Genomic DNA, 21,327 nt, shown 5'->3' on the forward strand with positions numbered 1-21,327 from the left:
GGATTTCGGTATGCCACCAGTTGTTTTATCCCTAAATAATGAAGGAAATAATAATATGTATATAACTAATGAGCCGTCCGTATCTCCATCCTTCATATCAATTACGACACCCTTAGTGCTTGTTACAAACCTATCCATAGCTAATCCCGGTAATAGTACGTTGGTAATAGATAGTATCCAGGTAAACGCTTTGGTGCAATTGGTGTTTTCCACATCATCAGTCTCAGGGACTAGTAGTTTTCCCGGACCCGTTTTTGGAGCCGCTAACGATACCCTAGAAAATCCAATAGTTATTCCACCTTTAAGCGTCGAAAATTATCAAACTGAACTTGTTATCCCTGTAACCTCAGAATTTTTCCAAACTCGATTGCCTCCCCAGGGATTGCCTGATCAGGGGCAATTTACCTTCCCTTCATATGTTGAGCTTCAGTTATCCCTCCAAGAATCCAACGGATATTCGATAAGCTATTCGACCATAGTCCCACCATTGACCGTTCCAGTGCAGACTACAGCAACTCAGAGCTAATCAAAAACGTAACTCTCAAGCCTTTAATTAAAGATTTTATTTTTTTAAAACTAGATACGTTATGCCTTTAGATCCCAAGGTGAGGGATTTCCTCTCCCGACTCCCTACGTTGAACCCTCCAACTAGCGTGGAGGAGCTCAGAAGGAATTGGAACTCTGCTTTCTCTGGAAAAAAGGTAGAAATTGAGAAGGTTATGGACCTAGAGATACCAACCAGGGATGATCGAATACGCGCAAGGCTCTACCTCCCTAAACGAACCGATTCGATAATAGTTTTCTATCACGGTGGTGGGTTCGTTTTTGGTGACGTGGAGAGCTACGATGGATTATCTAGACTGATAGCCAAGGAATCGGAAATTCCTGTAATCTCAATTGGTTATAGGTTAGCCCCAGAGCACAAGTTTCCTACGGCTGTTAATGACGCTTGGGATTCCTTAGTCTGGATAGCAAAGGAAATGGGAATCTCCAAAGTAGCCGTTATGGGGGATAGCGCCGGTGGGAACTTAGCTGCTGTAGTATCACAAATGGATAGAGATAACAAAACTAAACTTGTCAAATTTCAGGTCCTGTTATATCCAGCAGTTAACATGGTAGATAACTCCCCATCAGTACATGAATTCGCAGAGGGTTACTTCCTCACGAGGAAATTGATGAGTTGGTTCGGTTCGCTCTACTTCTCTTCAGGAAGGGAGGCCGTTAATCCTCTCGCCTCTCCTGCATTGGGAAAGTTAAATGATCTACCCCCTTCGCTTGTCATAACGGCCGAATACGATCCTCTTCGCGATCAAGGAGAAACCTACTCACAAGCTCTAAAGGAGGCAGGTAACGAATCGGTTTGCGTTAGATATAAAGGAATGATACATGGATTTATCAGCTTTTACGACTGGTTTAAAGCTGGTAGGGTAGCGATTAATCAGGTAGCCTCCACTTTAAAAGAGGAACTATCCTAAAAGTAAATAGGAACGCGCTAACTTAACGCTGAGCGTAAAATGCAAACTTTAGCATCTCTGTGGACTTCTAGGTTATGATAAATCTTTATCTTCTCTAGGTTATTTTTAGTAAAAGATTTTAAACAGAACTTAAATTAAATTATGAAATGAGCTTGATCATGCTAGATTATCGTCTGGCTAAAGCCTCTACATAGCTCCTGTACTCTTCTGCAGATCTATCCCAATTGTAATTAAGCGACTCGGAGTAAGACGATTTGAAGAGTCTCTCTCCCTGTGAGATCGTTCTAACTATCGCCTCTCTCATAGCTTTCACATCCTTATAACGGACGAGGTAACCGTTAATACCCTCCTTAACGATCTCGGGAACGGATCCGGTGGCGTAAGCTACTACAGGAGTTCCACATGAGTTAGCCTCAACTATTGTCATTCCCCACCCCTCGATATATGAGGTAGAGATGAGAACCCAAGATCTCTGATAGAGCCTTACCTTCTCGTCCTCACTCACTCTTCCTAAAAATTTTACGTTAGGTTCATTTAGCCTTCTTATCTCACTTTCCAGCTCTCCTCCACCAGCCAAGAGGAACTCAAAGTCCAAATCTCTAGCGATCTCATATACGTCTAGAGGGTTCTTGTATCTCTTTAACCTGCCTATCCACAATACCGTCGGTTCTCCCTTAGGTCCTGGCTTGTACTTCTGATGGTCGACCCCATTATAGATAACTCTGATCTCTGCCTTTACACCTAGTTTAATTAAGTCCCTTTTTGTAGTGTTTGAGATTGCAATAAAGTTATTATACCCTTTTACTCTTCTCTCCAACCACTTCAGTATAGGAGATAGTTTACCCGCCTCAAGGTCTAAAACCCCTTGGTGAACGTGATGAATTAACGCTATCGTTCTCTTGTTAACCTTATAAGAGAAGAAGGGAACCGCGTGAGCCACACTATCTATAACAACTTCATGTCTTTTAGCTTCCATCAGTGAGTGGAGATGTAGAGAGCCCCTATTTCCCCTTCTCTTCACTAATATACCATCGATCTCCTCCTCGCCTGGTAAACCTGGTACAGATTCGGCTAACCAAGTTACCGACATGTGCTTTGCAAGCCTCTTTCCCACCTCTAGGAGCACCTGTTCAGCTCCACCAGCTTGCGGATGTCGAGGGTCTCTATGGTTGACTAAGAGGAGATCCATAAAGTGAGAGTACGTTGAAACTTTTTAATTATTTCCTTTCTGTGTTAGCTTAAGAGTTTCCTTAAAGTGTATCCAACCACAACAAACAATATCACGTTCATCACTCCGAACATCACATAGGAAACTATGACAAGCTGATCCGGAGTATAAGGTGAGAACTGTATTACAGGTGGTGAATAGACAGGAAACCCGAGTATTAACAGTACAGCTAAAGTAGTGTCCCCTACCATATATAGGACGAACAGCAAGGCCTTTGTGAACGTTCCTGCCTTCCTTAAAGCCCCTCCTAGGAGTACCCCTCCTACGACCATAGAAAGGTAGTCTATGAAAGTCCACCCCAGATTAATCCCAGATTCGACAAAAAAGTAAGGTAAGTGGAAAATTATTGGAGGTATTACCGCAGGTATTATAAAGAGCTTGCTAAACCTGAACAAAGAGTATCCGGCTATAACGCCAGCAAGATAAAGCGTGTAGTGTGATACCATCAACACTACAGGATCTCTAGGAAGTAAACTCAAAGTATAAGGGTTAACAGTCAACACGATGATCACAAAAGAAGAGGAGAGGAAAAAAATCTTTGACTTTAATTTCATTTCCTCACCTTACGTACACAATGTAGTGGTAGAGTTGAATAGCGATTCCCCACAGGAACAATAGAATGCCCAAGTCCATCCCCGCATAAGTTGCCTGAGGACCCACGCTAGGCAACTTCCACATGATCGCCGTCTGTATGGCTGTCACCACGAATATGGCTGGGATAGCAAACAAAGCAATAGTTTTCCTAAACTTAACCTCCTCCCAACTCATTACTCCTGAGGGCTTTGACACCTTAACTCTTAAGCCCGACGCCATTCTGTAAATCATGAAGGCAGCTAATCCTCCTAATGGAATCATTGTTATCAAGTTTATCATAGCGGGGTGCATTAACCAAATCCCAAAGTTTCCCGCGAAGAGGAGAGAAACTACTGCTGTACCTAGAATCGAGGTTGGTCCAATTTTTGGCACGGTTTGAGGTGTATTAAGAGAAGGTGAAGACTTTGTGCTTTTTTGTCTTCCTACAGAAAGAATAATTACGCCAATAATTACGCCTGGAATACCTAATATTATTGCCTGCTGACTTGTTGGAGCTGGAACGCCAGGAGCTAAGTAACCCCATACGCTGAGCTCTATCAATGAAACCCACGCCACTGTCATAAGCCATGTCCAGAACTTTCTGTTCTTTAGGAACATATACTCGCTGTTCTCAAAGAACGGCATTAGGATTATCACCAAGAGCAGGATGGTGAGAACAGATAGAGCTAACGAAGGGCTCATCGCCTGTCCGTTAGGTAGCTCAAAGTCCACAAACTTATAAAGGAAAAGGAAGAACCATGGAGGATAGGGTTGGGTAGACAGCGCGGCTGCGGTACCTGGCTCCGGGGCAGGATAGGGATTTATCACAATGGGAAGTCCGTTTATGTTAGCAAGTAAATCGGGAATGAAGAGAATTATGCCCCATGTCATCAAAACGATTGATAACATGTAAACTACGTTCCTTGGCCACCATTCATTAAATTTAGACCACTCCTCCTTAGTGTAATAAGCTGGAACCTTAGGCTTCTCCTTAAAGGACGGAGTCATCCCATATCTCTCTGACATGAGGAAGTGAACGCCGAAGAGGACTCCTATTAGGAATACCATTATTATGTGCCAACCTAAGAGTCTATCGAAAAGTTGGGACTTAACGAGAGGATTACTTGCTGTAGCCGCGTCACCACCTGGTCCAAACAACCAGTTCGCTATAGTTGATGCGCCTGGGAATCCTGTTCCCACAAGTAAGCTTTCGCCTATGTTTATTGCGTTAACTCCTAAAACGTCGCTCACTAAGCTGTAACCGAAGAAGGACGCTCCCATAGTTAGTGCGAGAAGAAGAACCCCTGTGACCCACTGAAGTTCCCTAGGTTTCTTGTAAGCGCCTTTATAGAAATTCCTAAACATGTGTATATACGCTAAAATTATCATAATGTAAGCTCCATATAAATGGCTAAACAGGATTACTGAACCGTACGGAACGGAGGTTATAATGGTCTGAGTCTGAACGTAAGGATTTGCAGGCATATAATAGAGAAGCAAGAAGAGTCCTGTTATAACAGTGTAAATGAAAGCTCCTGAAACCATAGCGCCTAGCCAGTAGGAAATGTTATACATGTAGTCAGGGGTCTTAAAGAAAGGAGCCTCGGTGACACCTACTCTATCTAGGATTTGATCTATCAATCCCTTCCTTTTTTGTTGAGTTTCAGTCATTCAGCTCAACCTCTTTATTTGTGAACTTTTCCCATAAACACTGTTATTAAGCATTAGTTTAAAATTTTCTATATTTTTGGACTCATTCTGATAAGACATGGAAAGCGAAGGAGTTGAAGAACCTGAGACGCTAACAGCTCCTCCCGCTCTGTAAGTTAAGAATTCAACTAGGGCAGAACCTAGAGCCATTACTAACCCAGCTATTCCAATTTCAGCCAATATAGATATGGCTAAGTTGTAAGGTTGGAACATCAAAGGATAGGCTATAACTCTCCTTAACATACCTAGATAACCCTCAACCGTCATCAAGTATCCTGCGGTTACAAACGGTATGGTCCAAAGAAGTATCCCTGCGTTTATCATTTTGGAAGTGGTAGGACTGAAATTGAATCCCGCTCTCACTGATCGTAAAGCGTCAAGTGCGACCGCCGTGAAACCTATAAGGATGAGTGTCCATATCACCAAATGGAAGTGTCCAACTACATAGTAAGTGTTATGAACTATCGGGTTGATCGGGAACATTGGTAAGGGTACAGCCTGTACACCTCCTAGAATGAAACCGATCAAAGCTACTAACGTAGCCATACCTACCGGATCTTTGTAGTTGTATCCCTTACTAGTTAGAACGGTTAGACCTAAGTTCAGCACAGTCAGCCCTGATCCGGAGGCTAAAACTAATGTAGATAGGTTTATCCAAAGCCTAACGGGAACTGGAACGGGGAACGTTTGAATGTGATGAACCCAAATCAACATAGAACCTATGGCAAGGAGATAAATGTTCCATCTGGCCCACTTCTCACTAAATAGCGGTCTACCCGAGAACTTGGGAACGAAGTAGTAAAGCGCCCCGAACAGCGGAAATGGCACGTAATAAACGACAGGGTGACCGTAGAACCAGAATAGAACAAGCCACAATAGGGTGTTAATAGGAACACCTGCTAGTATGTTTAGAGTGTACCAAAGCTCTGCGGCTGTTAAAGCCGGTAGAGTTAAGGCTATAATAACCGCAAAGGCCACGCCATAAGCTGAGAATATACCTAACTTCTGTCCCTTAGGTTTTGTGGCATAAGCGTCGCTAACTAAGTTAACCGTAGCTACGGTCTGAGCGATTGAACTTATTGCCAAAGCTAGATAGGCTATCCCCATCATGGGACCGTGATAGTTAAGGAAAGCGTGGAAGTTGGAGTTGTCCTCCACAGCTAACGGAGGATACATATACCAGCCCATATCTGGACCTCCCAACAGTGCAAAAGCCAATGTTAAGTTAGCTAACCAGAACATGGAGCTCATTAACTTGGTCCTCCTAATGCTCATACCGTCCTTCAACATAGAGTACTCTATCACAGTTAAGGCTGCCATAGGAACTAAGCCCAACATAGCTGACCATCCGTGCAACGTTAGGAAGGTATAGTAAGTTACGCCTATCTCAGGTGAATTTGATGGAAACGTTAGGTAAGTCCTAAGGTTCATAGCGGCCATACCAACTATTATTAGCCAAGCTAGAGATCCCCCAAAATATTGCCATATAATTCCTACAGTTGAGTTAGGGAAAAGGAATGCCTTAATTTTAGAGGGAGAAAAAACACTTCCAAGAGAACTAAATATGATTTTAATTTCCTTTTTTATCTCCATACTCAATTACACCACCTCCAAGGTTCCAGTCATATATGAGAAATCGTATCCAGCGTACTCTGGCTCTCTCCAGGTGTAATTCCCTGGATGGGTTGGGGCGACGAAGTAAACGTAACTAGGTTCCTCAGGAATTGCGTTAAGGTTTATAACTCCGTCAGGAAGTCTTATGAAGAAACCCGTAATCACCTGAGGAGAGTTAAGGATTATTGTTATAGGTTCGCCAGGCTGGGCTACAATTACGTTCGGGTGAAACACATCGTTAAAAGTACCGTTTTGAACAGCCGTCATATTGACTACGAGAATTCCATTTATTACCTCAGAGGTCCTATTGGATGGGGGAGAACTATTGAAGATCTTTACAGCCTCCTGAGCTTGGGGAGGTAGACCAGAAAATAATGGTAAACCGTATCTTATGCTAGTGCTCTCACCTTTTGTTACCTCCAGAACTGACCACGAGAAAAAAACAGCTACCAATATTAACATTACTATGAACCATGCCAGCTCAGCGTGGTGAAATATCCTCTCTCTGAAATCAGCCAATCTTTAACACCCTTTTATCATTTAAAATGAAGGATAGACCCCCTTTTTAACTTTTCTATTTTAACTTAATTTAAGTTTAACTAGCTTACCTTTTTATGTTTTAAAAATAGTTTTAACATAAACGTAAATTAACTAAAAGTAGAGGATGTTATTTCATTGATTATAATGTTTTTTTATTTAGTTTTTATGAAAAAGAGTGATAGAGATAAATTTGATAAGATCCATTATAACAAAATATTTAAACCTTACAAGCTTGTAAATAATTAATTGTGATGGTTATGGGTAGGCACTTCGTTCTTAAGAGAGAGGACTTCGTTTTCGCCACAAGACTGATAAGAAGGATGAAGGACCCTAAAACGAGGTTCGATGAGAGGAAGTTCGCGGAGAAGGGTAGAGATTACCTCTACAACTACGCTGAGGAGAAGGTGGGACCCTTAGATAAGGGAAGAAGATCTTTCCTTAAAGGAATTTTAATAGGCATAGGTGTTCTGGCTGTAGCTAGCGCGGTTCCTGTAATATCTTACCTAAATCAACCACCTGTTTATCTGAAAAACTTCCCCTGGATAATAATAGTAGATTCTGATGGGAATCCAATAGAGGCTAGCAAACTAACGGTGAACGATCCATCGATACTTCTTTTCCAATATCCTATGGAGGGGGACATAACCTTCCTCTTGAACATGGGTGACGCCAACGATAACCCGGTATCTATCCCTCCAACTACTGTAGTAATACCAGAGAACGGTACTACCTACACCTTTCCTGGGGGAGTTGGACCTAACAAATCCATAGTAGCTTACAGTGCGATCTGTCAACATCTAGGTTGTCAGCCACCAGAAATTCATTTCTATCCTCCTAAGTATCTCACTCCAGGAGGTACAGTGCCCAATTTCTTGCCTCCAGTAGCCTATCAAGCTGCTCAGAGCGCGAACGCCGCATCTGTAATACACTGTGACTGCCATGGATCTACATATGATCCGTGGAGAGGAGCTGCAGTGCTTACAGGACCTACCTTGAGACCTTTACCTTACGTTGAGCTCTACTGGGACCAAGATACTGATTACCTCTACGCTACTGAGATGAACCTAAAGGCTCCAGTAATTATGGGACAACCGTCAGACCTAGCTAGCTTCGCCTATTTATCCTCATTTAATGAACAGACTGGATGTCCGAAGATGTTACTCAGCAAAGGGCAAACTCCTTCTGAATGCTATTCAAAGCTTAATAACGAGGGGAACACATTTTCTAGTTAGGTGTAAGAAATGACAAAGTTAGGATTAATGATACTTGGGATGATATTCGGAGGAACCGCAGCTTATGCCATTTTTATAGCTTATAACATGCTATGGAACACGTCCCCCATTAGGTGAATATAATGAACACCAAATTCGTAGTTTTGTTGACAGTAATTGGGGTCTTGTTTTTCATCGTGTTGTCGATACCCATGAACATATTTTCTAGTTTATTGCTTGGTGTAGGTTCCGCAATAGAGATTGCTGTTGCAGTATACATTATCTTAATGTCCGGATTGTTTATCCTTGTGTTCAGAAGATTTAATTCATAAATTTTTTAAATCATCATGGTTTTAAGATTAAATTCACGGAAATGTTTATGAAAACTTTATTAGATTAAAGAATATGTTAATAATGAGGGGAGATGAGTTTAGAGAACAGAGTGTACAAACTGATGGACATAGCTTCTCGTCATAATTACGTTACAGGCCTCTCAATGTTAGAGATTCTAACGTTAATAGGTCTTTACTCGGCGGGAATGTCAATCCCTATCTTCAACTTAGGTTTAGAAGGCTCTGCCATAACAGCACACATTTATGGAGCCATAACGATAGCCATACTTAATGTCCTGATTCTAGCTGCCGCAATGAGGACTAACGAACTAGGCCTCAAAGTATTGTCTTTTATTAACGTAATATTCGTCCTCATTGCAGCTTTTGAGGGCCTGTTCTACTTCGGAGGCTTTATAGATCCTTCCTACGCTCTAGGAATGGCTATAGGCTTTGTAGGTACGTTATTCTCTGGCTCGGCCGTTCTGTTCTACTGTCTATCTAGATGAAAGATAACATAAAAATTTTTAAAACCTTATTTTCAACATATTCATGGTTAGTCATGTCTATAATTAACGTAGGGCCTAAGTCTAGAGTAACGATGAACTTGGCAGTTGTCGAAACAGTTTTTATGACAGGCGCTTTCATCGCAGGAGTAGCTGCGTTGCTATACGATAAGTTTCCAATCGCTGCTAGCTGGCAATCGTTTATCCTTTCCGCTCATATAAGTTTCGTGATGCTTACGGCGTTCTTCGGCCTTGCTCTCTACGCCGCTACGGCCAAGGAAAACAGAAGGGGATTACGGTTACTAGGTTTATTGAACGTAATTTTCATTGCAATAGCTGCGCTAGGAGGACTCCTGTTTTATGGGACTCTAAATTACGCCTTTTCCTATCTAATGGCTTTGTCCTTTTTAGGAGCGTATGTCTGCTCTACCGGTTGTATATTTTATTAGATTTCTTTATATAAAAACTATTTTTTTAAACTACAATTAAAAAGGTACATTATGTTAACTAAGAAAAGTTTAAAGGTTAAAAAGACTTAATAATATAAATGAATAGATATGAAGTTTGATCAGATACCTGGATTCAAAGCGGCTTACTTGATCAACGGCAACGAAATGAGAAAGGTGGCTGGGGAGGACATCAAGGTGGACCTGAAGAAGTTGGCTGATTTCCTTGCTGAGAACTATAGGATAGGTAAGGATGAAGCCGAAAAGCTGGACATGGGAGATCTGTTGGGATTCGCTATGATTTTAGACGACCTAGGGATAGCGTTCATGGGAAATTACGTTGTTTTCGTTGATGCCCTTAAGACAAACTGGAACAAAGTATTAGAGGCTTTCCAAGAGGTGTTAGCTTAAATGAAAATTAAGGGATACCTAGGTCACATTAAAGTAAATGATAAGGGGGAAGTGATTGAGAAAGTAAGCGTCGATGAGAAACTGGCTGACATACTTAAGTACAATATAGAAAAAGGAAATCAAGAGGCTAAGGAACTAGGGTTCAGCAAGATGAATGGTTTCGCAATGATGGGCTCGAAGAAGAGCCTGGCCTTCATGAAAGGGGAAGCTATATTGGTCGAGACGAGCAAGGCTGACTGGCAGGAGTTGTTTGTACATTACGTCTATTTGAAGGGATGGTTAGCCTTAGGAATAGTTCTACTTATTCTCTCAATTGCCCTATATTACATGGCCCTAGCTACTGCTTACTTAGATTACTTCGCCCCGTTACCAAGACTATACGTACCTACGTTGATACTGATAATATCCCTGATAATGATTCTGTCGTCTAAAACTAGGTTCGCATACAGGCTATAACTTTATTTTCTTTTATAAAGAGTGATTATTTTTGTTAATTCTATGTACTCATACATTCCACCTGACGTTATAAGTAAGGCGAAAGGTATAGCACCAATAATAAGATAAACCGGGATAGAAAGTGCAATAATTAATGAGGCTATTTTTAAACCCCTTGAGTTGAAGTCGTCCCCCAATCTAATCACTTCAAGAGAGTAATCGAAAAGGTAGCTTAGGATCAGAAGCGTTCCCACAATTTGCAAAATAGAGAAAAGTTCGATGTCCACTTTAAGGTAAGTGACAACTTCTGATAAAATTGAAATTATAATGCCTACTATCATAACGTAATAAAGTTTTACAGATAAACTGAACTTCTCATCCAATTGTGAGAACGAATTTCTATTCAACCATCCGAATATTAGTAATGCTAAGTATGAAATTGAGAGGGGGATAAAGTAAAAAATTGTTTGTTGAATTTCAAAGGACATGCCGAGAAACGTTGAAAAAAGTATAAGAGCTAGAGATGCTCGTTTAACTCTGTCGTAAACGGATAAATTAAGTCTAGTTTTTTTCGGCATTGATATCGCTTCATCACTAAAATATATAGAGTTTGTGACCAGACGCATGATCAAAGCTGATTATCAATAAAAACTGCACAGATTTTGAATGGGATGAATTGAAAATTAACCCCTTAACTCAATAGGAACTATCTCTCTCTTTAATGGACCTATATATAAAGCCCTTGGTCTAATGAGTCTGTGTTGATCCTCCACATATTCTATCACGTGGGCAACCCAACCTAACGTCCTTGAAAGAGCGAACAGGGAGGTGAACATGTAAATTGGAAAGCCTAGAGAGTAGAACACGACCCCTGAGTAGAAATCCGTATTAGGATAAATGCGCTTCTCACTGAACGTCTTGATCCCCAAATCCTCAACGCTTTGGGCTATCGAGAAGTATTTCCTGGCGTTATCGTTGTTCTCAGATAGAAGCTTCGCGTACTTCTTGAAGATTTTTGCCCTCGGATCATAAGTTTTATACACCCTATGCCCGAATCCCATCAACCTGGATTTCTGCTCCGTAATCTTGTTCCTAAACCACGTCTCTGCGTTTTGCGGTTCTCCTATCTCGACGAATTGTTTGAACGCTTCCTCCGCTGCCCCTCCATGTAAAGGTCCCTTTAAAGCCGCTAAAGCTGCTACCACACACGAGTACATGTCAGATAACGTAGACGATGTTACTAAGGCTGCTGTGGTAGAAGCTGGTACCTCATGATCTGCGTAGAGGATGAGTGAAGCGTCCATGGCCTTCACTTCCTCGTTAGATGGCGTCCTTGACAAGGATGACTTCAGAAAGCTCTTAGCGAAGCTCTCTGAAGGTTCCGGTATTATTGGTTTTTTACCTTCCTTGGCCCTTAGAACGTTAGCCACTACTGTTGATGCCCTCCCTATTAGTTTTATTGCGTTCTCTCTATTGTTGTTCTTATTCCACGGAGATCCGTACAACGAGGAAAGAGCGGAGAACGCAGTTTCCATCATACCTATCGCGTCAGAGTCCTTAGGTAGGGAGTAAATCATGTCTATTACCTGTTGTGGTACCTCATAAGATTCATCAATGGAGGACTTCAACTTTTGAAGTTGTGACTTAGTAGGTAAGTCCCCATATAACATCAAGTGAATAACTTCCTCAAAGCTTGTGTGTTCCACCAGGTCCTCTATATCGTAACCTCCGTACCTTAATATCCCGTTTTCCCCATCAATATAGGTAAGAGAAGTTGTCTTAATGAATACGTTTTCTAAACCACGGCTTATCTGGCTCATATTAATCACTCCCTAAGAATTCCTCTCTCTCAATGTTCGATATCGCGGCCAGCACGTGACTCTCTCTTATGATATCCCTCACGGATATAACGCCCTTTAGTTTACCATACTTATCAACAACGATTAAATGACGAAGGTTCCTTTCAGCCATCTTCTTGACCGCGTTATAGATAGTCTCATCCTCCCCTATCACGACTAAGTTCTTCATAGTTCCAAACTCCTCTACTGGCTGGTTAACGTCTATTCCCCTCGCTATTCCTCTTATGATATCCCTCTCTGTTATTATGCCAGCCAACTCTCCTTTATGAGTTATAACGACTGATCCTATATTGTGCGAAGCCATGACCTCAATAGCCTTAACTGTAGGCGTTCCCTTCTCTAAGGTAAAGAGATTTTTACTTATCAGATTCTTTACAATACTTGTCATATTTGATATAATACATTTCGATTATAATAAAAGTTATGCCAGCTCCTTATCTAACCTTTCATAATAATCATAATTAATTACCTCATATTGTTCCTTTCTCGTCATCATCTTGTCCATTAGGTTTTTCTGCGTCCCTTCCTTCATAAGTACCTTAAGGGCATCCTCCATAGCCCTTGCCGCGACTCTAAATATCGTTACTGGAAATATGACGTAAGTGTAGCCCATGTTCCTAAACTCTTCCGCTGTAATCAAGGGTGTTTTCCCAAACTCTGTCATATTAGCTAGGAGCGGAGCGTGAACCTCTTTCGCGAACTCCCTAAACTCCTCCTCGCTCTGTAACGCTTCGGGAAATATTATGTCCGCCCCAGCCTCTAGATAAGCTTTAGCCCTCTCTATGCTATCTCGAAGACCTAAGATTGCTCTAGAGTCTACTCTCGCTATTATTTTGGCTTTCTTCCTTGCTCTCACCGCAGCCCTAATTTTGGACACCATTTCCTTATCAGATATCACTTCTTTACCTTCCAAATGACCGCACTTCTTAGGCATCCTTTGGTCCTCGATTTGTATCGCGTCGGCCCCAGCTCTCTCCAACAAGGAGACTGTCCTGTAAACGTTTATGGCCTCTCCGAAACCTGTGTCCGCATCTACTATCATCGGTATTGAAGTCACCTCCCTTATTCTCCTGACCATGTCCACTAGTTCCATTAGATCTATTATTCCTATGTCAGGTAACCCTAATGATGAGGTTAAAGCTCCTCCTGATAGGTAGATTGCCTTAAAACCAACTCTCTCTGCAAGTAGGGCAGTGAACGGGTTGAATACGCCTGGTATGATCATGAACTCCTTACCAAGAGACAACGTTTTTCACCTCAAGGTTTTCGAGGTTCCAGACCCTACTTATTAAACTGTCATCCAAGCCTAGTTTCCTCACCTTCTCTTCTAATTCGGCGTCGCTCATGGGATTCTTAAAATGACCCCTAGGTACTCTGACCTCTTCTGAGAACGAACCATAAGTTGTCTTAACGGTGATTCTAGTGGGCAACTCGCTCGGGTAAACTTTAGTGTAAACTTCGTTCTCTATGACCTCAACTTTCTTCATAGTCTCGATCACTTTCTTGTCTTTTATAAGATCATAAGAGTCTAGCCACAGTTTACCTGTGATTAAGGCCGTTGAGACTATGAATGGTAGGCTGTGGTCAGCAGTCTCTTTATTTTGAGGGAACCACTTCTCTTCATCCGCTAATATGGTCTTTCCTGCCTCATATGTCTCGACCTCTATCTTAGTTATATCTCCCCTTATTTTAGATCTTAGCGTGAGCGCCGCCTCAACAGCGGCCTGAGCGTGATACTCTACAGGATACCTCTTTATGTACGTTTCCAATATCTTCTCTGTCCCCATGTTAGTAAAGGGCTCCTCTAACATCTCCGGAGCTATAACGCTCTTGAACCCCATCTTTCCTGAGAAGGGTGTAGACGGTCCGGTGAACCCTGCTTTGGCCAACGTTGTGGCAAATACAGAGTTCCTTACGGCCTCCGCTGCCGCTCCCGCCTTCCACATACTTAGGCTTCCCGATCTTGTCTCCCTTAAGGCTATATGAGGCACGAGAGTCATTGAGATAGCGTTTATTATCTGCTCCTTATTCAGACCTAATGCTGAAGATAGAGCTACTGTAGCACCGACTTGTAAGAAATTTACGTGATCGAAGCCCCTTTTCCTCAAGGAAAAAGAGTCGCAAAGTCTTGTTGAAACTTCATACCCAAGGACTATAGCTCTTATTAATTCCTTACCGCTCAGATTCGGATTGACTGCCAGTAGCCCTCCTATCATGTCAGATGGATGAAGGGGTTCCAAAGAAAGGTAAGTGTCATTAAAATCCAAATACCTGATGAGGAGAGTGTTGTAAAACGCTGCTAGGTCTGGAGACACGTTCCCTCCACCCAACAAGAGACCGTCTCCTTTAAAACTGGGAAAGAGGGATCTAACAACTCGTGCTGGAGGAGAGTTCTTCGACGCAAAGGCAACTCCCAACGAGTCCAAAACCCTCCTTTTGGCCTCATGAATGGCCTTGTCTGAAAGATCTGAGAACGTAGTTGAGGTAACGAACTCCGAGAAAATCGAAGCGAGCTCCATGTTTTATACTTATACAACTCAATTTAAAATATTACTGAAAAACTAGTAAGCTATCGTCTTTATTTAAATTAGGGCTCATTTTACATCGTTTTAACGAGCCTGCTTCTATCTACGTACTTTAAAACGAACTCAGGAGTTATTGGAACCTCTATGTGGTCCAATGTGACCCCAAGGGCATCCTCAAGCGCATTAACTATGACAGCGTAAGGGACTGTAGCTCCTCCTTCCGCCACGCCTTTAGTTCCAAGAGGTGTAAAAGGAGATGGCGAGACCAAGTGCTTTATCTCCATCCTGGGTATCTCCTTGGCTGTCGGCATCCAATAGTCGCTTAGATTGGTCTGTTGAGGCGAACCAGAGACGTACCTTATGACTTCGTAAAGTGCAGCCCCTATACCCATAGCGGAGCCACCCATGAGCTGCCCATCGACTATGATTGGGTTAATAATGTTACCACAATCGCTAACTATAACGTACTTTCTAATCTTTATGAATCCAGTGTCAGGGTCAACATCTATTATTGCACCGTGGGCGTTAACTCCATAAGTGCTGGAGAAGTTAACTTTCCTTGAATCGTCGGCCACGTTTACGTTAGGCGAATTGAAGACCTCTGTAGATTCTATGCCCATGTCCTCCAATGGAGTGTGAAACTTGTTGTAAACTAAGTTCGCGATCTCTTCAAGTGTGAAGGTCTTAGTCCCTACCTTAACTACTCCGTTCCTCAGCTCCACGTTATCTAACTCGACGTCTAGGATTTGGGAGACTAGTTGCCTTATTCTATCCTTTAACTTTATTGCGGCTTTGTAAACTGCACTTATGGATACGACTGAGAAGCGGCTACCGTAAAATCCAGTGCCAGGAGGTCCGTCGGTATCCCCTAAAACAACGTTAATCTTGTTCATAGAAATGCCCAGCACATCAGATACGACTTGAGTAACAGAAGTCTCGTGTCCGGTTCCCATTGAGTTAGTGCTTAACCAGACAGTGACGTCTCCGCTACTATCCATCTTCATGTAGACGCCCTCGTAATAAGGTGTCCTGGGCTTCTTAACTACTAAAGTTTGGAAGGCTAAGGAGGAACCTGGCTCTAGGGCAAAGGCTACTCCCAATCCGGACCCAGCGTCCTTATCTCCTAGGGCTTCCCTAAGGACTTCTATGGACTTAGCGTAATCTCCGCTATCATAAATGGCTCCGGTTATAGTCGTGAAGGGTAACGTCTTAATGAAATTCCGTTTCCTAAAGTCGAACTGATTATATCCCTCTTTCCTTGACAAAGAGCTTACCATATTCTCCAAAACTAGAACTGCTGGTGGGATCCCCAAACCTCTATAGGGACCAGTGGGTGGCATGTTCGTGAGGACACCAGTTACGTCAAACTTAAGGTAACTCACGTTATACGCTCCAGTTAGATGGTATATCTGTCTCAGGATTGGAAGCGGTTGATAAGTGTGCATATATGCCCCAAAGTTCTCTAGAAGGCTCACTTCCATTCCTAAAATTTCTCCATCCCTGTACATCATTGATACCTGATATTCCCTATCGGGTCCTTGGACAGCTGACGTAACGTGTTCCGTCCTAGTTTCAATGTACTTCACTGGTCTTTCAACGTATATGGACGCCATGGTAGCTAGAACTAAGGGTTTTAAAAATATCTTACCTCCGAATCCTCCTCCTGAGTCCGGTACAATAACCCTTATCCTGCTTTTTGGTATTCCGAAAACAATGCTTAGGGCCGTTCTAAAGACCTGGGGAACTTGCGTGTTGGCATAAATTGTTAGACTCCCGTTTGCAGGAGAGTAGTCAGCTATTACGCCATTAGTCTCGATTGGCATGGGGGATATTCTGTTTACCCTGAAGATCTTCTGCACGACCTTGTAGTTACCGCTTATACGACCGTACTCAAACGTGTCCTTATACACTACGTTTGTACCTAACTCCTCATGAACTAATTCCTTATCTTCAAGCGCATTATGTGCTGATTCGATTGGTGGAAGAGGCTCGTATTCCACCTCCACCCTCTCCTTTATGTCCTCTACTTCATATCTATCCTTTGCCACTACCAAAGCTAAGGGCTCGCCAACGTATCTTACCTCCCTAACAGCTAAAGGAAACTCCTTTGGTGCGCCCTCATAAAAAAAGTTCGGTAAGGGTTCGGTTTTAAGGTCTTCCTGGGTTATTACCTCAATTCCTGCAGGGACCTTAGCTATCTTAAACTTAGCCCTAGGATAGGGAGATCTGATAACTCCCAGGAAAAGTTCTCCTGGAAGGGAGATATCGTCCACGAATCTTCCTCTGCCGGATATGAATCTGGGATCTTCAACCCTTCTCACCGGCTTACCTATCATAAGTTTATCCCCATGAATTTTCTGTAGAAATGTCTAGCTGCAGAGATTCTCTGTATATCGTTAGTTCCTTCGTAAGTCTTGAGTATCTGTACGTCCCTTAACATCCTCTCTAAGCCTGTGGATGTGGTAACTCCATAGCCTCCGTGAGCCGTCATAGCTCTTAAAACTACTTTTTCGGCAGACTCCGTAGCGAAGAACTTAGCCAAAGAAGCCGCCATTACGTATTCGTTCTCCATTTTGTTCTTAAAGAGAGTTCCGGCCCAATACACGAGCAGTCGGGAAGTGATCACATCAGCCATAGATTCAGACACCTTTTGCTGAACCATTTGGAAAGAAGCTATGCTTTGTCCAAAACTCTTCCTCTCTAAGGAATAGCTTATCATCTTCTCTAACGCCGCTTGAGCTATTCCTAGAGCTTGAGCCGCAACTATCGTTCTGGCGTAGTCGAAGGATGATACGGCGTACTTGAAACCTTCCCCCACTTTCCCAACCACGTTCTCTTTTGGAACCTTAACCTCATTTAGTGAGATCTCTGTTGTGTGAGAGGCCTTAAGTCCAGTTGTGTCTATACGTCCTTCTACCTTAAACCCTTCATAGTTTCTCTCTATAATAAACATGGTTATACCCTTCCATCTAGGTTCAGAAATAGGTGAAGTTCGAGCTGTGAGTATTATGTAGTCCGCTAGATCCCCATTAGTTATGAATATTTTCCTTCCATTAATCACATAATTTCCATTTATTTCCTTCGCTACAGAAGTGATCCCTGCCACGTCAGTTCCTGCACCGGGTTCGGTGTTTGCAAAGGCAGCTATCCGCTCCCCTCGAGCTACAGGGACAACGTATCTCTCTTTGAGATCTTCGCTTCCGAACCTCAATATGGCACTTGTGAACATCCAGTTTATCAGGAAAAAGGTAGAGAGTGAAGGCCAGACCCTGCTCATCTCCTCAGTGGCCACCAAGAGAGATAAGTAATCTCCACTCGCTCCTCCATACTCCTCTGAAACGTCTAAACCATTAAGCCCTAGTTCTTTAATCTTCTCTCTTACTTCCAAAAGGTCTCCTTTTCTCTCTCCTTCTTCTACCTTATCCTTGACTTCTCTCTCCAAGAACTCCCTCAAAGACCTTCTCAAAATCTCATGGTCCTGACTTAGGTCTATCTTGAAGTCCTCTAGCCCTTTGAAGGGGAAAACCATGATCTCACAACTTACTTATCTCCTGGGCTATAATAGAGCTACCCTTTTGTGCTAACTCCTCCTCTATTATCAAAGGTGGAAGTAATCTCACTGTTGATTCCCCAGCCCCTATGGCAAGAACTCCCCTTAAGAAGGACTTGTGTAGAACCTTTTCCAATCCCTCCTCGAACGGTTTACCGTCTTTCCTCAAATCGGCTCCTATCATTAGTCCCCTGCCCCTAACCTCTTCAAGATAAAGAGAGTTAGATGAGGCTAAGTTGTCAAATATGAGCTTACCGTTACGTTCCACCCCACTTAAGATCCTTGGAACTTCTTCCAACACTACCTCAGCGGCGGCCAAAGCCAGAGCGTTACCCCCGAAAGTGTTGGCGTGAGATCCTCTAGGTAGATCCATAACCTCGCTCCTACCTACCACTGCGCCCAGAGGTAAACCACCTCCTAGAGCTTTCGCTAAGCAGACTAAGTCCGGTTTTACATCGAAATGCTCATAGGCGAACATCCTTCCAGTTCTCCCTATTCCAGTTTGAACCTCATCCAGAATAAGGAGGATTTCATTATCCCTCGATATCTTCTCAAGCCCTTGCAAGAACTGTTTCGGTGGGACAACTACTCCCCCTTCGCCCTGGATAGGTTCAATAAGAAAGGCCGCAACGTCGTTTGGATCCACAATCTTCTTAAAAACCCAGTCTTCAATGTACCCAAGAATGGCGGAGCTGCAGTCTCCCTGACATAGGGGATTATGCCTGTCCGGATAAGGCACGAGAAGAGTAGAAGGAAGTAGAGGGGAGAATATAGATCTTTGAACGTACTTGCTAGAGGTGAAAGACATGGAACCGAAAGTCCTTCCGTGGAACGAATTGGTGAAGCCTATGATGTATTGCCTTCCAGTATGCCCTCTCGCTATCTTAAGACTGGCCTCAACGCTCTCAGTACCGCTGTTAGTATAAAAGACCTTTCCTTGGAATGGGAAAAAAGATACCAGTTTACGTGCTACCCTCACGGCCAAATCGTAATAGAAATCTGTTAGACTATAATGGAAGAACTTCCTCATCTGCTCCTGAACCGCGTTGATAACCTTCTCGTTTCCGTGACCTAATGCCATTACCCCAATCCCTGCGTTCATGTCAATGTATTCCCTCCCCTCTACATCATATACTATGGAACCTTTCGCGTGATCTATAACTAGCGGATACCATCTACTGAAGGATTGCATTAAGTATCTTGAATCCTCCTCTATTATCTTTGAAGATAAGCTCATAAATATATAATCTGTCATGAATAATATAAATCTAGTCTCAATTGTTTTTCTCGAAATTATCTTAGTATATTATCTTGATAAAAGGGAAAGTAGAGCAGAACGCTCAAGCTTCGGGCCACAGCCTGCGTTAATTACGTGATCCAAGATCACTCCAAAAGTTTACGCGTTCAGAACTGACCTAAACGCCTTCGCTTAAACCATGAACTGCGAAGTTGATACTAGACCCATAAATAAAAATTCACATAATTCTTTTAGCCTTTTAACTAGGGCTTCTTACTCGTTAGCGAAGTTTCATGTTATCCTCAAGATCTTGTTCCATACTAAAGCTCGAAACCGTCTTAACGTTTGATAGGAAACCTCCGTCATCCTTTCAAGAGCCTCTTCGTATAGTATCATAGCAATAACATGTAGTGACGTGAGACTTCTTCTAGCTTTAAAATTTCTTCCAAAACTATAAATCATAAAGATAGTTTTATAAATCTATAAACAATCTATTTATATGGACTTCTCGTTTTCAGAGGATGAACTAATTTTCAGGGACAACTTGAGAAGTTTCCTGTCCAGAGAACTCAGACCTATAGTGAGCAAGATAGACAAGGAAGGAATACCTCATGAGTTCGTAAAAAAGGCCTCCTCCCTTGGAATTTGGGCTATGACAACGTCTCAAGATGTGGGCGGACAAGGAGCTAGCTTTCTTCTCTCCACAATAGCGTCTGAAGAGATCGCAAGGGCAGACTTCAGTATGGCAACCGCTGTCCTTTTCCTTCTGGAAAGCGGTTGGGGATATGTGCTAGATAAATACGGTTCTAAAAATCTCAGGGAGGATATACTCCCTAGAGTAACGGCAGGGGATTGGTTCTTAGGTATCGCATCAACTGAACCGTCAGGAGGAAGTGATGTGGCTGGTATTAGAACAACTGCAAAAAAGGAGGGAACTAAATTCGTCCTAGGAGGACAAAAGATATACATAAGCGGAGTACTTGAGGCCCTCCATTGGGGAGGCGGACATCTCACTTTAGCTAAGACTAACCTAGAGGCTAAGCATAGAGGAATATCAATGTTTTACGTACCTACTTCGTCCCCTGGTGTAGAGGTCTCTAAAATAGAGAACATGGGAAGAGCAGGCATCTCCTCAGGTATTATAACCTTCTCAAATGCCCAGATCCCGGAAGAGAACCTTGTAGGAGAATTGAATAAGGGGTTTTATTATGCGATGGACGGATTCAATCACGCCAGAGTGTTAGTAGCTGGAGCCTGTATAGGGGCGGCCGAGGCTATATTAGAAATTGGGCTAGAATATATAAAACAAAGAGAGGTTTTCTCAACTAAACTTAAGGATTTCGAAGCGATCGCGTTTGAGGCAGCAGAGCTTAAAACAAAACTTGAGATGGCGAAGCTGTTGAACTATAAAGCTGCATGGATGATGGACAGGTCGCCTAATTCTGATGAGACCGCCATGTTAGCCGCTATGAGCAAGTTAACCGCACCTCAGGTAGCCTTTGAGATAACCAAGAGCGTGATGATGTGGATGGGGGCTTACGGCTACTCCAAGGACGCCCTTGTTGAGATGGGCTTCAGAGGGGCTATGTCCTATCTTGTTGGGGCTGAAGGGGCTATGAACGTAATGAAGTTGATAATCTCAAAGAGACTATTTCAGTGAGAGAAAGTCCTTACGTAA

Annotated in this window: 22 protein-coding genes; 9 read left to right on the forward strand and 13 right to left on the reverse strand. The window is 42.7% G+C overall.

Annotated features, from left to right (window positions below; genetic code table 11):
* Positions 1-10 precede the first annotated feature (10 nt).
* Entirely contained in the window at positions 11-526 is a 516-nt protein-coding gene (locus MCUP_RS08370) for a hypothetical protein (protein WP_148230931.1), read from the forward strand.
* Positions 527-587: 61 nt separating this feature from the next.
* The gene (locus MCUP_RS08375; RefSeq protein ID WP_013738375.1) at positions 588-1,475 is read left to right on the forward strand and encodes an alpha/beta hydrolase; all 888 of its coding nucleotides are present in this window, start codon (positions 588-590) and stop codon (positions 1,473-1,475) included.
* A gap of 166 nt (positions 1,476-1,641) precedes the next feature.
* Here the strand turns inward: MCUP_RS08375 and MCUP_RS08380 are convergent, their stop codons facing one another.
* Genes MCUP_RS08380 through soxA form a run of 5 tightly spaced genes read right to left on the reverse strand, consistent with a single transcriptional unit; the run spans position 1,642 to position 7,062 of the window.
* Positions 1,642-2,664 (reverse strand): glycosyltransferase family 4 protein, encoded by a 1,023-nt coding sequence (locus MCUP_RS08380; RefSeq protein ID WP_048057630.1) that lies wholly within the window; start codon positions 2,662-2,664, stop codon positions 1,642-1,644.
* 44 nt (positions 2,665-2,708) lie between these two features.
* On the reverse strand, positions 2,709-3,257 hold the full coding sequence (locus tag MCUP_RS08385; protein ID WP_013738377.1) for a DUF1404 domain-containing protein: 549 nt from the start codon (positions 3,255-3,257) through the stop codon (positions 2,709-2,711).
* A 4-nt stretch (positions 3,258-3,261) separates the two neighbouring features.
* On the reverse strand, positions 3,262-4,947 hold the full coding sequence (gene soxC, locus MCUP_RS08390; protein WP_013738378.1) for a proton pump complex cytochrome B SoxC: 1,686 nt from the start codon (positions 4,945-4,947) through the stop codon (positions 3,262-3,264).
* The gene (gene soxB / locus MCUP_RS08395; RefSeq protein WP_013738379.1) at positions 4,948-6,579 is read right to left on the reverse strand and encodes a proton pump complex quinol oxidase subunit SoxB; all 1,632 of its coding nucleotides are present in this window, start codon (positions 6,577-6,579) and stop codon (positions 4,948-4,950) included. It abuts the gene before it with no gap.
* Positions 6,580-6,585: 6 nt separating this feature from the next.
* Positions 6,586-7,062, reverse strand: a complete 477-nt coding sequence (soxA, locus tag MCUP_RS08400) for a proton pump complex quinol oxidase subunit SoxA (protein WP_193363710.1) — start codon at positions 7,060-7,062, stop codon at positions 6,586-6,588.
* A 335-nt stretch (positions 7,063-7,397) separates the two neighbouring features.
* Between soxA and MCUP_RS08405 the strand changes: the two genes are divergently transcribed.
* The 6 genes from MCUP_RS08405 (at position 7,398) to MCUP_RS08425 (ending at position 10,499) form a co-directional block, all read left to right on the forward strand.
* Positions 7,398-8,372, forward strand: a complete 975-nt coding sequence (locus MCUP_RS08405) for a Rieske 2Fe-2S domain-containing protein (RefSeq protein WP_013738381.1) — start codon at positions 7,398-7,400, stop codon at positions 8,370-8,372.
* A gap of 122 nt (positions 8,373-8,494) precedes the next feature.
* Positions 8,495-8,683, forward strand: coding sequence for a hypothetical protein (locus MCUP_RS09920; protein ID WP_083808597.1), 189 nt, complete (start codon positions 8,495-8,497; stop codon positions 8,681-8,683).
* A 92-nt stretch (positions 8,684-8,775) separates the two neighbouring features.
* Positions 8,776-9,189: a hypothetical protein gene (locus MCUP_RS08410; protein ID WP_048057631.1), complete on the forward strand. Its 414-nt coding sequence runs from the start codon at positions 8,776-8,778 to the stop codon at positions 9,187-9,189.
* 53 nt (positions 9,190-9,242) lie between these two features.
* Entirely contained in the window at positions 9,243-9,635 is a 393-nt protein-coding gene (locus tag MCUP_RS08415) for a hypothetical protein (protein WP_013738383.1), read from the forward strand.
* A 108-nt stretch (positions 9,636-9,743) separates the two neighbouring features.
* Complete coding sequence (locus MCUP_RS08420; RefSeq protein WP_013738384.1) at positions 9,744-10,043, forward strand: hypothetical protein; 300 nt, start codon at positions 9,744-9,746, stop codon at positions 10,041-10,043.
* Positions 10,044-10,499, forward strand: coding sequence for a hypothetical protein (locus MCUP_RS08425; RefSeq protein WP_013738385.1), 456 nt, complete (start codon positions 10,044-10,046; stop codon positions 10,497-10,499).
* A 2-nt stretch (positions 10,500-10,501) separates the two neighbouring features.
* Here the strand turns inward: MCUP_RS08425 and MCUP_RS08430 are convergent, their stop codons facing one another.
* The 8 genes from MCUP_RS08430 to MCUP_RS08465 form a co-directional block, all read right to left on the reverse strand.
* On the reverse strand, positions 10,502-10,966 hold the full coding sequence (locus MCUP_RS08430; protein ID WP_237697988.1) for a hypothetical protein: 465 nt from the start codon (positions 10,964-10,966) through the stop codon (positions 10,502-10,504).
* A gap of 195 nt (positions 10,967-11,161) precedes the next feature.
* Entirely contained in the window at positions 11,162-12,298 is a 1,137-nt protein-coding gene (gltA, locus tag MCUP_RS08435; protein ID WP_013738387.1) for a citrate synthase, read from the reverse strand.
* Between the two features lies 1 nt (position 12,299).
* On the reverse strand, positions 12,300-12,725 hold the full coding sequence (locus tag MCUP_RS08440) for a CBS domain-containing protein (RefSeq protein ID WP_013738388.1): 426 nt from the start codon (positions 12,723-12,725) through the stop codon (positions 12,300-12,302).
* A 33-nt stretch (positions 12,726-12,758) separates the two neighbouring features.
* On the reverse strand, positions 12,759-13,562 hold the full coding sequence (gene prpB / locus MCUP_RS08445; RefSeq protein ID WP_193363711.1) for a methylisocitrate lyase: 804 nt from the start codon (positions 13,560-13,562) through the stop codon (positions 12,759-12,761).
* A gap of 7 nt (positions 13,563-13,569) precedes the next feature.
* A complete protein-coding gene (locus tag MCUP_RS08450) occupies positions 13,570-14,856 on the reverse strand; it encodes an MmgE/PrpD family protein (RefSeq protein WP_013738390.1) in 1,287 nt (428 codons plus the stop codon).
* Positions 14,857-14,936: 80 nt separating this feature from the next.
* The gene (locus MCUP_RS08455; RefSeq protein ID WP_013738391.1) at positions 14,937-17,198 is read right to left on the reverse strand and encodes a xanthine dehydrogenase family protein molybdopterin-binding subunit; all 2,262 of its coding nucleotides are present in this window, start codon (positions 17,196-17,198) and stop codon (positions 14,937-14,939) included.
* Complete coding sequence (locus MCUP_RS08460) at positions 17,195-18,391, reverse strand: acyl-CoA dehydrogenase family protein (RefSeq protein ID WP_013738392.1); 1,197 nt, start codon at positions 18,389-18,391, stop codon at positions 17,195-17,197. Before MCUP_RS08460 ends, MCUP_RS08455 begins: the two co-directional genes overlap by 4 nt.
* A gap of 4 nt (positions 18,392-18,395) precedes the next feature.
* Positions 18,396-19,649, reverse strand: a complete 1,254-nt coding sequence (locus MCUP_RS08465; RefSeq protein ID WP_013738393.1) for an acetyl ornithine aminotransferase family protein — start codon at positions 19,647-19,649, stop codon at positions 18,396-18,398.
* Positions 19,650-20,148: 499 nt separating this feature from the next.
* On the opposite strand from MCUP_RS08465, the gene MCUP_RS08470 reads away from it, so the two are divergent.
* Positions 20,149-21,309, forward strand: coding sequence for an acyl-CoA dehydrogenase family protein (locus tag MCUP_RS08470; protein ID WP_013738395.1), 1,161 nt, complete (start codon positions 20,149-20,151; stop codon positions 21,307-21,309).
* The last annotated feature ends 18 nt before the right edge of the window (positions 21,310-21,327 follow it).

It is taken from the genome of Metallosphaera cuprina Ar-4, from assembly GCF_000204925.1.
Lineage (GTDB): Archaea > Thermoproteota > Thermoprotei_A > Sulfolobales > Sulfolobaceae > Metallosphaera > Metallosphaera cuprina.